Below are 13,059 nucleotides of genomic sequence, written 5' to 3'. Positions count from 1 at the left end.
TATTAATCGTTATCTGAGAGCCATTCAGCACTAGTCACAAGGCTTTGCATTTTTTTGTCAGTTTTTCTAGGAGAAGGGCTATTAGGTTCCCCCGTATATAAAGCCAGTAATTCATTGACTTTGCTACGGTTTAATATATTTCTACTAATGGTACGACGTACTTTTACAATATGTAATTGAGCTTGATGATACCACTCTCTGGTTAACGGGGTATCATGATTCGATATCAGCACTGGGATCCTGTTTTCCGTTGATAACTTCTGTGCCAAAATCGCTAAATTTTGTTGCTCGCTCGCATTAAAGGAATTGGTATGATAAGCCGTAAAATTGGCAGTATCAGATAAAGGAGCATAAGGCGGGTCACAGTAAATGACGGCCCCTTCTTTAGCATTGAGCAAGGTCTCGCCATAGTGCTGGGTAATAAATGTTGCTTTTTGCGATTTTTCAGCGAACCACAGTAATTCTTCTTTAGGGAAATAGGGCTTTTTGTAGCGACCAAAAGGCACGTTGAACTCACCGCGTGAATTATAACGGCATAACCCATTATAACAGTGACGATTTAAGTATAAAAAAAGGATACTACGTCTTTCAGTGTCATTGGATTGGTTAAAGGCTTCACGCATTAAATAGTATTGTTCTGAAGTATTATATTCAGGTGTGAAGATTTGCTGGGCCTCTTCGATAAAAGAATCAGCATGGTCTTTAACAGTATTATAGAGGTTGATGAGGTCACTGTTGATATCTGCCAGCATGTAAGAATCATAGCTAGTATTTAAAAACACTGACCCTGCACCAACAAAAGGCTCAATTAAGCAATCACCTTGTGGAAGATGTTTTTTTATTTCTTCCACAAGGGGGTATTTACCCCCAGCCCATTTTAAAAAAGCGCGTTTTTTTTTCATGCCGTCTTATTATTACAATCGTTTAGAGTAAAAACATTCATACTCTGTCAGGACAACACAATGCGCCCGGGGAAAAACGTTGTTATTTTTGATCCTGTTTGACTTGTTTCATATTTCTAACCCACGGCTTTTTCGCTTGAACAGCAGAAGGTAGAGTTGCTATTGCATTTTTTGCGTCAGTGACTGAATTATAATTACCGTGAATGAGAACATACCAAGTTTGCCCATTACGAATAGTTTTGTAGACCTTGTAATTGGCAAGTTTGTTTTCTTTAGCAAATGCTTCCAGCGTATCTGAACGGCTTGCACTACTAAGTTGCAGAGTGTAGGTACCCGCAGGAGCTGACATGACATTGCTGCCATGGTTATTGGCCGCAGCCTTAGTCGGTTGCTTAGGTTGTACCGGATGTTTTGGCTCAACCACTTTCGCAGGGGTTTTTTCAGGTGCTGTTGGCGGTGCCACAGGTTGCTGTTCTGCAGGTTTGATTGCTGGCGGTGTTACATTTTGTGGTTGTGTTGTTCCAGCGGTTGGTGTTTGGCCTTGATTTAAAGCATCTACCACATCACCTGGGATTTCGATCCGCTCACCCAAGCCATTAGGTTGAGTTTTTGGCTCACCTTGAGTTGGTGTCGGTGTGATTTGAGATCCTGAGATTTCTTGTGCCTGACCCGTCTGAGCTTGCTCTTGTGAGTTTGTCAAAGAGGATGAGTTAGACAAATCAATATTTTGTTGGTTGTTAGTGCCGGTTGTTTGCAACTTTTCATGCTCAGTAGGCGCTTTTAACGCAGAACTGATCGCAATAATGAGTAGTAATAAAACTAAAACACCGACACCAATCATAATATGTTGGCGTGAGAGTGCTAATTTAGGCTTTGTAGCAGCGGATTGGCGTGAACGCCCTGTCGGTCTATCTGATGTATCTGGCCTAAGATCATTTTGGCCTTGATTATCTGGTTTAAATTCGTCCATCTTCCTCTCCCGAATAAAATTTGCCTATAGTAGAGATAAAATGTCTCTTATCAGTACAACCTGTTAGCGACCAAGCAGAATATCGATGCTTATTTTTAAAGCATATATGCTTTCGTAATACCGTGCTAGCCATATTGGTATTGTGCATTTCCAGATTATTGTATCTAGGCGTAGGCATACCTTATAATTTAACGACTTTAGCGTACATCTACCAGTAACATTTTAAAACGCTTGTAAAAATTCAGGGTTTTCTCTGTTTTTGGTAACGTATCTGACCATTTTGTCATATTTTTATGGCATGCAGGAAGATATCGCTGCAATGACAGTTTGCGCATCGATGTCCGCGCGCATTTCTGAATGCCCGATAGTGGTAGGTAAAATTAAATGCAGTTTTCCACCCATTACTTTTTTATCGCGCATCATATGCGGTAGATAATCATCTGGCTTCATTTGTGAAGGGCCTTTGACAGGAAGTGATGCACGTTCTAAAAGTGCTATCACCCGTTGGGTTTGCTCCGGTGTAAATTGGCCTATCAATTCAGCAGTTCTTGCTGCCATAACGATACCTGCTGCAACGGCTTCACCATGTAACCAGACACCATAGCCCATATGAGCTTCAATGGCATGCCCAAAGGTGTGACCTAAATTGAGAAGCGCACGTAACCCACTGGTTTCTTTTTCATCAGCAGCAACGACTTGTGCTTTCAATTCGCAACAACGACGTATGCAGTAGGCCATCGCTTGGTTATCTAGCGCGACCAGAGCATCAATATTGTTTTCTAACCATGTAAAAAAGTCACCATCAAGAATTATTCCATACTTAATCACTTCTGCTAAGCCGGAGGCTAATTCCCTTTTGGGTAAGGTTTTTAAACAATCAAGGTCAATAACCACCGAGGCAGGTTGGTAAAATGCCCCAATCATATTTTTCCCTAGAGGATGGTTTACTGCGGTTTTACCGCCAACAGAAGAGTCCACTTGAGATAATAAGGTGGTAGGAATTTGGATAAAACGTACTCCGCGCTGATAGCTAGCAGCAGCGAAACCCGTAAGGTCACCGATAACCCCCCCACCAAGAGCGATGAGGGTAGTATCTCGGTTATGGTGCTTTTCAAGTAGTGCGGTAAAAACATCGTTCATGATGAATAGCGATTTGTATTGTTCGCCATCAGGAAGAATGATGCTGTCAACCTTTACGCCAGAAGATTCAAGAGCGTGTTTTACCTTTTCAAGATAAATTGGTGCAAGCGTTTCATTTGTCACTATCATTGCGCGTTGCCCAGTAGCTAATGGCCAAAATGCCCCAGGTTCGTTATATAAACTTGGCGCGATATTGATTGGATAACTACGTTCGCCCAGAGTAACAGTGACTTTTTCCATCTTGCTTTACCTTGAGTTCATTATTTTATGAAAATAACACCATGATTAATTAGTTTTTCTCTAATAGCTCAATGATTTGGCTTGCGACAACTTTAGCGCTTTGTTCATCAGTATGAATGGTAATATCAGCAATTTCTTCATACATAGGATTGCGCTCGTCAGCCAGTTTTTCCAGTACTTCACGTGCCGGTTCGTCAACTTGTAATAGAGGACGCTTTTTGTCACGTTGTGTACGGGATAATTGTTTCTCAATGGTCGTTTCAAGATAGACAACGACTCCACGAGCGGACAAGCGATTACGGGTTTCTTTGGACTTAACAGAACCGCCACCCGTTGCTAATACGATGCCTTGTTTCTCAGTGAGCTCATTGATGATTTTTTCTTCGCGATCGCGAAAGCCTTCTTCACCCTCAAGGTCGAATACCCAGCCTACATCTGCGCCAGTACGTTTTTCTATCTCGTGATCAGAGTCGAAAAACTCCATATTAAGCTGTTGAGCCAACTGACGGCCAATAGTGCTTTTGCCAGCACCCATCGGTCCAACCAGAAAGATATTGCGTTTCTCTGCCATGTTTTTTGGTATTACTACGATTATTCGTTAATGATCACCCGCCCCGCCAATCGAATTAGCGGCGGGACCTATAAACTGAAACCTCATTAGTGATGATGTGAGATCAGATAAGAAAATTATCTCAATACATCAACCCGAATTGCAACTATATAAATGCGGCACTAAGCGAACAAAGTGCCACATTTAAAATTACAGGTCTCAATGTTTGAGCCGTCTATATTGCCTAATGCATTGTTTAGCATAGTTTTAACAGGTTTTGCCTATAGGTAGTAGCGCATGATTTCTGTTATTTTTAGAGCAAAATTGTTGTGGCTGTTTTATAAGCGACTGACAGCTTGTTCTTTAATCTACGGATAGTTAGAACACTCAATGGATAACCTTGTATGCTAAAACGACGCCAGCGTCAAATTTATCCGGTAGGTTTATAGCATAAAAATATTTTTTTTGACTAATCTTTGGCTTATTGTTTATTCAACTCATTGAAGTATATGCGTTATTTTATTCGCGTTAAATATTGATAAGTTTTGGCGTTATAAAAACAATAAGAACCCTTCTATCTATATGTTCCGCAGTATTTGTAAATAATGACCCTAAGAGAGGAATTTGAGAGATAAATGGTAAACCTGTCTCTGTTTTTTCTTGTTTTTGCTGAAAAATGCCACCTAATATTAGGGTTTCATTATTTTTAATTGTGACGGATGTTGATATTTCTTGCTTATTTATTGCTAAATGGTGACTTTGGCTACTGGTTAGTGCGGTATCTGGCGAGTTATGGCTAATTTTTAGGTTCAACTCTACTTTTTCATTGCGGATAATGGTCGGGGTGACATCCATACCTAGTACAGCATCTTTAAATTGTACGTGAGTTTTCTTTTCATTGCTTGTGACATAGGGTATTTCTGTACCTTGTTGAATACTCGCAGGTTGTTGGTGTGAGGCGATTAACCGAGGGCTAGCAATAATGGAGAGTAAATTTTCTTTTTCTAAAGCGTTTAATTTTAATTCAAGTAACCCATCGCTTAGTTTTAACACATTAAACGAAAATTGCCCCGGTGCGGAATGATAACGGTTATAACGGTTAAGATGACTGTTGGCTGTATTCCCCGCTAATATTCCCCACTCAAGCCCTAATTCTTGTAATGCGGTTCGGCTACTACTAATAATATGCGCTGTTATTTGAACTTGTTTATTGGGTTTATCTTTTTGTTTTATCCACTCTTCTAGTAAGGCTATTCGCTGTTGATTATCTTTGACTATCACACTATTTGTGGTGTGGTCATGATGAATAGATGCATTTTTTGATAACAATAAAGTTTTGGGGTGCTCTAGTTGAGTGCGTATTTCTAGAGCATCGATTGAAATTAATTGAAAAATTTTTTCAATTAAAGGGTCTGTATGTTGAGAAGATAGGCTCGTAGCCATCACTGGACTAGACTGTGTTTGTTCCTCTACGGGATGTAAAGGCGCAAATGGGTCTCGTATTTCTTGAGCTGATAGCCAAAAAGCAGGCAAAAAGAAACACCCTATGATAGCTACGAGTATCGGTGTGTTAATTAACTTTCTATTCATTACTATTATCATCCTTGATAGCGAAAGTGTGGTTAATTGATGAAAAAGTGACTGATGCGAGTATGGCACCTTGCTTTGAAGTTAATTTTATATCTGAGTAACGGTATCGTTGAGTATTAGGCAAAGTGAGAAGTTGCTCTATAAAGCGATAGACACTGATGAAATCCCCTTGAACTTCGAGGAAATAGCCATGGCTACTCGTTGGTTGTAGTTGGTTTAATATGACAGTTGAATGGTTCAGTAATGTATTAAGTTGTGAAAGTAGTTCTAGTGGTTCACCTTTAGCATCGACAATTTGCTTTAGAACATCTGCTTGCTGTTCTAATAGATGTAAGGGCGGAAAGTGCTGTAATTGTCTGGTTTCTTTTGTTATTTTTTCAATTAAACTATTGTTTTCCGATTCTAATTCAAGACGTAGTATTTCATTTTCTTTCCAGTATAAAAAATAGCCTGCAAATAAAAATAAACTGATAAATAGCCAAATGGGTATGGTTTGCTGCCAAAAAGGGCGATACCAAAAAGCATGAAGTGATTCACTCATTAGCTTCTCCTTGGCGTATAGCGGTTAAATGTAACCGGTGTACTTGGTTTGTACGGCTGAGCTTTTTTAATTGGATGTGGTTTAGCCCTCGCTCTTTAAGCTTAGGGCTTAGTAAGCTAACATTTTGGAAGTCATAACTGTGGGCTTTTATTTCTATTTTATTATCAACTAATTGGACGGTAGTAAGCCAACTTTTTAATGGTGTGATTAATGGCAAGTCTTGTAATAATTTGAGTAAAAACTGGTTATTGTTCATAACCTCATCCAATCTGTTTTTTTGGTTAATCAATTCGAGGAGTTGTTTTTTCTGGAGAGATACTCGTTGTGCTAACTGTTGCGTTTGCTCATATTGTTGTTGATGGTGATATTTTATTTTTTGTTGCTTTTCAATTTCCAATTGGTGAAAAAAGACTAAAAAGCAACAAGTGATAAGCACTGAGCAACCAGCAACCAGAGAAAAAATAATAAATAACCGTTGTTTCTTCACAATTTGCTGCTGCCGCCAAGGCAGAAAGTTAACTTGATATAGTTTTGATAACCCCATGAGTTAAATATCTCCATGCCGTAATGCTAGCCCTGCTGCTATCACAAAATCCCCTAACTGATGGGGGATTTTAAGATTGTTATGCTGAAAAGCTTGGCGTAACTCCCAGCTATGTATTGCTTCAATGCTATGTTTATCATGAATGTTTTGATGGTCGGTAATGAGGTAAATGGGTAATATCGGTGATGACTCTTCTTGGTTGAGTAAAGACAATAATGCAGATAGCGTCGGGGTTTCGGTGTCGGGTAGATGGTTATAGTTGGCGGGTTGACTAATAGGGCCAGACCACAGCCACTCACCTTGCCTATAGTGAACTAGCCAGCTTTCATCGGGTAAGCCCGCATGGCGAGCAACATAACGCAGCGCAACGGGGGCGACATCAATTGCCAGTAGATTGAATCCGCTTTCTGCTAATAATTTTTGCCAAAAGTTAATTTCTGATTTTCGAGCCCCATTAAAATAAACGTGTTGATTGATTACTCTATAATCCATTGCCAGTTCTTGAGCATGCATAGGAAAACGTTTTTCAGCTTGCAGTTGTAGGTACCAACCTAATTCTGGTTGCTGTAGATTAATTTGGCTAGGTAATGCAAATTGTTGTTTTAGTGTCCTAACTGCAGGTAATGCGATAGATACAGAACAGTTTTTAGGTAATTTCTGACGCCATTGTATTAAAATATTCAGTAGAATCTTGTATTGTTCATGGTCTGATTTGTCAGCAATTTCGAAGGGAAGTTGTTGTTGCCAGCATTCACACAAAGACCAGTGTTTCTTGCGACGTTTAGCGGCAACTAGCTGAATTTTGCTTTGATATAGGTCGATTCCAATGTTCCATTTTGATGTGTACATAGTTAATTTCCTTATCATTAACCAATAAATTACATTTTCTATTGTGCTGTATAAGCTTTATACTATGCGTTAGTGATATCTAAACCCTCTTGTTTGCCAGGCATGGGAATTTTCAGGTGAAGTTCGTAAAATATTTTTTTATTCTTGTTTTCTGTTGCATTTTTTTGGGAACCGCTTCGATATATGGCATGTATAAATATGTTGAAGGTGAGTTGCCTGATGTAGCAACAATGAAAGACATCCGTCTGCAAATTCCAATGCAGGTATACAGCGCTGATAATGAACTGATTGCTCAATACGGTGAAAAACGTCGTATTCCATTACCGCTGACAGAAATTCCACCATTGATGGTAAAAGCATTCATCGCAACCGAAGATAGCCGTTTTTATGACCACCACGGCATCGACCCAATTGGTATTTTTCGGGCTGTTTCGGTGATGGCTTCATCGGGTCATGCATCTCAAGGGGCGAGTACGATTACTCAGCAACTGGCGAGGAATTTTTATTTAAGCCCTGAAAAAACCCTTATGCGTAAAGCTAAAGAGGCTTTCTTGGCGATTCGTATTGAGCAGCTTTTTACTAAAGATGAAATTATGGAGCTATACCTAAATAAAATTTATTTGGGTAACCGCGCTTATGGTGTTGGGGCTGCTGCTTATGTGTATTTTGGTAAAACTGTTGATGAGTTGACGCTCAGTGAGATTGCAATGATTGCAGGTTTGCCTAAAGCACCATCAACGTTTAACCCTCTTTATTCGTATGATCGCGCGGTAAACCGCCGTAATGTCGTACTTTCTCGTATGTTTGAAGAAAAATATATTACGCGAGATCAGTATGAACAAGCGAAAAATGAGAAAATAGTTGCTTCTTATCATGCACCAAAAATAGATTTTTCCGCACCTTATTTAGCCGAGATGGCTCGCCAAACACTGTATGATAAATACGGTGAAGACGCCTACACTGACGGGTATAAAGTATATACCACGGTGATCCGTAAAGATCAGGAAGCGGCAACAACCGCGGTACGTAATAACTTGATCGATTATGATACTCGCCATGGTTATCGTGGCCCTGCTGATGTGTTATGGAAACCAACAGAAACAGCTTGGGCATCAGATAAAATTATTGAAAAATTGAAAAAGATGCCAGTCTATGGCCCTTTGATGCCAGGGGTTGTTGTATCGGCAACAGGGTCTGAAGCTCAGGTCATGTTGGCTGATGGTTCGCAAATTTCAATTACGATGGCTGGTGTACGTTGGGCTCGTAAGTTTATATCGGATACGCAACAAGGCGCCTCACCAAGAGCCGTTAATGCAGTGGTACAAGCTGGCGAACAAATTTGGGTGCGTAAAGTTAAAGACAACTGGTGGCTAGGGCAAGTACCAGATGTTAATGCCGCATTTGTTGCATTGAATCCTAACGATGGGGCTATTATTGCCCTTGTTGGTGGGTTTGATTTTAATATGAGTGAATTTAACCGCGTTACTCAATCTTTACGCCAAGTTGGTTCAAATATTAAGCCGTTTCTTTATACCGCAGCAATGGATAAAGGCTTGACGTTATCTTCATTATTAAATGATGTGCCGATTAGCCGTTGGGATGCGGGTGCGGGCTCAGATTGGCGTCCAAAAAATTCCCCAGCTCGTTATGATGGTCCTATCCGTTTGCGTCAAGGGTTAGGGCAATCTAAAAACGTAGTTATGGTGCGAGCAATGAGGGCTATGGGCGTTGATTATGCAGCCGATTATTTGACTCGCTTTGGTTTCCCACCTGAGAATATTAACCGTACAGAAGCGTTGGCATTAGGTGCACCTTCATTTACGCCAATGCAAATGGTACGTGGTTATGCTGTTATGGTGAATGGGGGTTACCTTATTGACCCATATTATATTTTGAAGATCGAAAATCATAATGATGAAGTCATCTTTGAAGCGAAACCAAAATTAGCTTGCCCAGATTGCACTCATATTCCAGTTATTTATGGTGATACAGAACGTACGATTGCGATTAAAGGCATTGATGATGAATCAACAGAGGAAGTGACACAATCCGGTAATAACGCAGTGGTACAAGAGCCTACAATGGAGCTGGCGACTGCTGGGAATACTGACGCAAATTCTGATGACCGGTATGCACCGCATGTGATAAATACGCCTCTCGCTTTCTTAATTAGGGATGCGATGATGACGAATATCTATGGGGAACCTGGTTGGTCTGGAACTGGCTGGCGTGCGGCAAGAGATTTAGGTGGTCGCCGTGATATTGGTGGGAAAACAGGAACAACCAATAGCTCAAAAGATGCTTGGTTCTCTGGTTATGGCCCGGATGTAGTCGCATCGACGTGGATTGGTTTTGATGATAATAAACGAACACTCGGTCGCGGTGAGGCAGGGGCGAAAAGTGCCCAGCCGATGTGGGATGATTTTATGAAATCCATCTTAGAGGGGGTGCCAGTGAAAACAATGAAGCCACCTAAAGGTGTGATTTCGGTATCGATTGATAGTCGTACAGGTAAATTAGGCTCTTCCCGTAGAGAATACTTTATTGAAGGAACCGAACCGAAAGAACATGCAATACAAGAAGTTGGAACAACAATTTCAACAGAAAGTGGCTCTACTCAAGAGTTATTTTAGGGTTATTGCCTTGTTTAACGCACCCCATTGTTGACTAAGAACATGGGGTGTTTTTTATCATGAAAGTTAAGGTAGGCATGAAAAAAATACAGAATATATGTATTATTACTTACTACTTTTTAAGTAACGCTCAAGGTAGAAAAGTGCGCTAATATTCCTTGCCTCGTTGAAGTCAGGGTGCTCTAGCAACTCCATCATGCGTGATATAGGCCAGATTATTTGTTGTAGTGGTTCCGGCTCGTCACCTTCGAGTTTTTCGTGGTATAAGTTTTCAGCTACGAGGATATTCATTTTACTTGAAAAGTAAGAGGGGGACATGGTGAGCTTGGCTAGCTGAATAATATTATTAGCACCATAACCAATTTCTTCTTTAAGCTCACGCTGTGCAGCTTCTAGAGCGACTTCGCCGGGGTCTATAGCGCCTTTAGGGAACCCTAATTCATAGTTTTCAATCCCGACTGCGTATTCGCGGATTAGGATTAGGTTATCACCCATAATAGGAATAATAAGAACAGCTTCGCGTTTTGCTGGGCGCATTCTTTCATAGACTCGTTTTTCACCGTTGCTAAATTCGAGATCAACTGACTGGATGCTGAATAATTTTGATTGAGCAACATCTTGAATATTCAAGATTTTAGGTTTTTTTAACTCTGTCATAACGATTTCCGAACAGGATGAGTGAAATCTATTGCTAAAAGCGTATTTCATTTATTTATGTGGCACATTTACCTAGTACTCTAACTATGACCTATATCAAAAAAAAATGATAGATATTATCGAGTAGATAAAATGCTGCTAGTATAACCATCGCATAAACATAGCACAGATAAATAAATAAAATATTTTTTTACAACATATTGTAATTTAAAACAAAAACCATAAATAGAATAGGAATTGGCTTATTTTGAGAAAGCAGCAGGGTTGCTATGCTTTTCTTATTCATTTTTCATTGGGGAAACAATGCTAAACCATGTCATTATAACGGCTATAATTGTTATTAGCCTAACTATAATGGCTTCCTTCCTTTATTTCAGGCGGGGGCGGCGTTCTGCTGTCTATCAAATACCCTCAGTAGCAGCTCCTTCCTTCAGAAAAATGATTGATTCAGACTACCAGATAATATCCCAGTACTTAAATTATTGTTTATCTGTATCAATGACTCCCTCTCAACTTCCGTGGCAAATCAAAAAAAACTCGATTATTGCGACCGTTTGCCATTCACTGACGCGTTTTAATTTACGCCAAGAGCAAGGGAATAGTTGGCGCTATTTTATTGATACGATTGAGGTTCAGTTACCTTCACAGCTCGAACCTTTCTTACAACGTCAAAATGTTATGGAAATTGTGGAGACCGATCACTTACCGTTAATTATCTCCATCAATAGTCATTCCTTAAGGGATTTTAGTCACGAGTGGCAGGAAGAACAAAGTTTGGGTTCAGACTGGCCTGAGGCAGCTATTCAAGAACGTGGTCAACAAAATATCGAGCGGCTACGGGTTCGTAAGGAAACAGTTGAAGAGCATCGACTTCATAATTCTACAGGCTGGCTTGGTGCCGCGATTGTTTGTTTAAGCTTTTTGTTTGGCTATTTAACGCTGATTTCTATTCCTTTGTTACAGGAGTGGGGCTTGGTGATTACGATTATTTGTTTTGTTAGCGGGCTGCTGGTCTTATTTCGCTCAAGAATGTTTCCTCGTAAATACCAAGATATTCAGTGTATTCACGGGGAACCAAAGCGTTGGGAACTCTATGGTGAGTTAGATAAAAAATATTCTACGAACACCTCAATTGGCGGTATTGATTTACATTATCCAGCTCATTGGGAAAACTATTTAAAATATGAATCAAATCAACCTGTTAATATTGATTTTTATGCATCGGGTGAGGTTGTCAGACATGGAAAATACCTTTCTTTGCATGAAGAAGAACGTTATTACCCTTACAAACGATTCAAAAAAAATGTGTTGATGCTAATAGGTGCCTTGTTTGCCATAGTATTAGTTTTCTCATATCAATCAATGAGTTTACCTATAAAACTAGGTTTTGCTTGGTTTGGCGGCACAGAAGAAATTACCGTTGAAAACCCAAGTGACCTCGCTTCCCGCCAACTTAAAATTGGGGATACGTTAGTGGCTCAAGGGAAAGGGATGTGTTACCGACCTCCTAATTTGAATAAAGAAAACCAAGCACAGTTTGTGCCGTTTGATTGTTCAGGTCTTTATTGGAGCGATGTCCGTTTACTAACAGAGCCCCAGTCTGAGGTGGTTGAACAGTCAATTTTATTACTCAATACGGTTAAAAGCCAATTACACCCGGATAAAAACGCCGTTGGTGTTAACCCTAGATTACAGCGTGATATCATGAAATCAGGTATGAATATTATCTTTGATTTCTCTGCCATTATTCTGAATACCGAACAGCTGTGTCATACTTCTAATCGCTGCCTAAAGCTAAAAAGTGCCTTAATGAATCTTGGAAGCACTGAGGATTGGCCAACTCTGGTGAGTAAAGCTTCTGCTGGAAAATTGAACGGAGCGCATGTTTTATTACGCGCAGGAAGTGCAGAGGCCTTGGAAAACATCGTAGAAGACACCACATATGAATTTATTAAGGCAGAAATAGACAGAGAAGTACGGAAAATTAATAGTCCGCCACCTGGAGGCGTGTTATTGATTAGCGATGAGAATAAGCCTTTAGTTGATTTGATATCAGGGGCTTCCTTTAATGAACTGTCACCGTTGCAGCGTTGGTATGAACTACAAAGGTTATCGAGCCTTCTGAGTAATACACCTTTTAATATTGAAGGTATAATTACCAATCTGTCTACGGATGCTAATGGCACATTGCACATTACTTTACATGAGGAGCCAAATGCAGCTGTGGTATCCCAGTATGTATGTAGCTCGCTTTTTGTACTGTTTTTGATGGCTTGTGCATTGCTCAATGGCTCACTGATTGTGCTGCGTATTTTGAATAATAAGAAGCGTTTGCGTAATATTACACAATATTATGATAAGTGCTTTGAGGCTAATAATCCTTCCTATCGTCGATAGTGTTATCCCGAAAATAGTGGGAGCCTCAACTTAGTTTGATTCAGAC

Annotated in this window: 11 protein-coding genes; 2 read left to right on the top strand and 9 right to left on the bottom strand. The window is 40.0% G+C overall.

All coding sequences use genetic code 11. The annotated features are described in order from the left end of the window. Positions 1–2: 2 nt before the first annotated feature. From dam to pilM, 8 genes are all read right to left on the bottom strand, one after another. Complete coding sequence (dam, locus tag ACIPUA_RS22095) at positions 3–902, bottom strand: adenine-specific DNA-methyltransferase (protein WP_042848633.1); 900 nt, start codon at positions 900–902, stop codon at positions 3–5. An 82-nt stretch (positions 903–984) separates the two neighbouring features. After that, positions 985–1,872, bottom strand: a complete 888-nt coding sequence (locus ACIPUA_RS22090; RefSeq protein WP_042848632.1) for an SPOR domain-containing protein — start codon at positions 1,870–1,872, stop codon at positions 985–987. 291 nt (positions 1,873–2,163) lie between these two features. Beyond that, positions 2,164–3,252: a 3-dehydroquinate synthase gene (aroB, locus tag ACIPUA_RS22085; protein ID WP_042848631.1), complete on the bottom strand. Its 1,089-nt coding sequence runs from the start codon at positions 3,250–3,252 to the stop codon at positions 2,164–2,166. Positions 3,253–3,301: 49 nt separating this feature from the next. Continuing rightward, complete coding sequence (aroK, locus tag ACIPUA_RS22080) at positions 3,302–3,823, bottom strand: shikimate kinase AroK (protein WP_004906592.1); 522 nt, start codon at positions 3,821–3,823, stop codon at positions 3,302–3,304. Positions 3,824–4,330: 507 nt separating this feature from the next. Next, on the bottom strand, positions 4,331–5,392 hold the full coding sequence (locus ACIPUA_RS22075) for a secretin N-terminal domain-containing protein (protein WP_072065726.1): 1,062 nt from the start codon (positions 5,390–5,392) through the stop codon (positions 4,331–4,333). After that, a complete protein-coding gene (locus tag ACIPUA_RS22070; protein ID WP_042848630.1) occupies positions 5,385–5,933 on the bottom strand; it encodes a hypothetical protein in 549 nt (182 codons plus the stop codon). The genes ACIPUA_RS22075 and ACIPUA_RS22070 overlap by 8 nt, the downstream gene beginning before the upstream one ends. Beyond that, entirely contained in the window at positions 5,926–6,477 is a 552-nt protein-coding gene (locus tag ACIPUA_RS22065) for a PilN domain-containing protein (protein WP_449060147.1), read from the bottom strand. The genes ACIPUA_RS22070 and ACIPUA_RS22065 overlap by 8 nt, the downstream gene beginning before the upstream one ends. A gap of 3 nt (positions 6,478–6,480) precedes the next feature. After that, positions 6,481–7,326, bottom strand: coding sequence for a pilus assembly protein PilM (gene pilM, locus ACIPUA_RS22060; protein ID WP_048605594.1), 846 nt, complete (start codon positions 7,324–7,326; stop codon positions 6,481–6,483). A gap of 116 nt (positions 7,327–7,442) precedes the next feature. On the opposite strand from pilM, the gene mrcA reads away from it, so the two are divergent. Further along, a complete protein-coding gene (mrcA, locus tag ACIPUA_RS22055) occupies positions 7,443–9,959 on the top strand; it encodes a peptidoglycan glycosyltransferase/peptidoglycan DD-transpeptidase MrcA (protein ID WP_071547564.1) in 2,517 nt (838 codons plus the stop codon). Between the two features lie 105 nt (positions 9,960–10,064). Here mrcA and nudE read toward each other — a convergent pair whose 3' ends face one another. Beyond that, positions 10,065–10,616: an ADP compounds hydrolase NudE gene (gene nudE, locus ACIPUA_RS22050; RefSeq protein WP_071547565.1), complete on the bottom strand. Its 552-nt coding sequence runs from the start codon at positions 10,614–10,616 to the stop codon at positions 10,065–10,067. A 303-nt stretch (positions 10,617–10,919) separates the two neighbouring features. Here nudE and ACIPUA_RS22045 point away from each other — a divergent pair, with 303 nt between their 5' ends. Next, positions 10,920–13,013: an IgaA/UmoB family intracellular growth attenuator gene (locus ACIPUA_RS22045; RefSeq protein ID WP_042848624.1), complete on the top strand. Its 2,094-nt coding sequence runs from the start codon at positions 10,920–10,922 to the stop codon at positions 13,011–13,013. Positions 13,014–13,059 lie beyond the last annotated feature (46 nt).

This window comes from Providencia sp. AGC89 (assembly GCF_053543535.1).
The sequence above is the reverse complement of the archived record's forward strand: the minus strand, read 5'-3'. Positions and strand labels throughout refer to the sequence as shown.

What these genes read in the sequence shown, in the direction of transcription:
- dam (WP_042848633.1), bottom strand. Translation starts at nt 902, where the DNA reads ATGAAAAAAAAACGCGCTTTTTTAAAATGGGCTGGGGGTAAATACCCC.
- ACIPUA_RS22090 (WP_042848632.1), bottom strand. Translation starts at nt 1,872, where the DNA reads ATGGACGAATTTAAACCAGATAATCAAGGCCAAAATGATCTTAGGCCA.
- aroB (WP_042848631.1), bottom strand. Translation starts at nt 3,252, where the DNA reads ATGGAAAAAGTCACTGTTACTCTGGGCGAACGTAGTTATCCAATCAAT.
- aroK (WP_004906592.1), bottom strand. Translation starts at nt 3,823, where the DNA reads ATGGCAGAGAAACGCAATATCTTTCTGGTTGGACCGATGGGTGCTGGC.
- ACIPUA_RS22075 (WP_072065726.1), bottom strand. Translation starts at nt 5,392, where the DNA reads ATGAATAGAAAGTTAATTAACACACCGATACTCGTAGCTATCATAGGG.
- ACIPUA_RS22070 (WP_042848630.1), bottom strand. Translation starts at nt 5,933, where the DNA reads ATGAGTGAATCACTTCATGCTTTTTGGTATCGCCCTTTTTGGCAGCAA.
- ACIPUA_RS22065 (WP_449060147.1), bottom strand. Translation starts at nt 6,477, where the DNA reads ATGGGGTTATCAAAACTATATCAAGTTAACTTTCTGCCTTGGCGGCAG.
- pilM (WP_048605594.1), bottom strand. Translation starts at nt 7,326, where the DNA reads ATGTACACATCAAAATGGAACATTGGAATCGACCTATATCAAAGCAAA.
- nudE (WP_071547565.1), bottom strand. Translation starts at nt 10,616, where the DNA reads ATGACAGAGTTAAAAAAACCTAAAATCTTGAATATTCAAGATGTTGCT.
- ACIPUA_RS22045 (WP_042848624.1), top strand. Translation starts at nt 10,920, where the DNA reads ATGCTAAACCATGTCATTATAACGGCTATAATTGTTATTAGCCTAACT.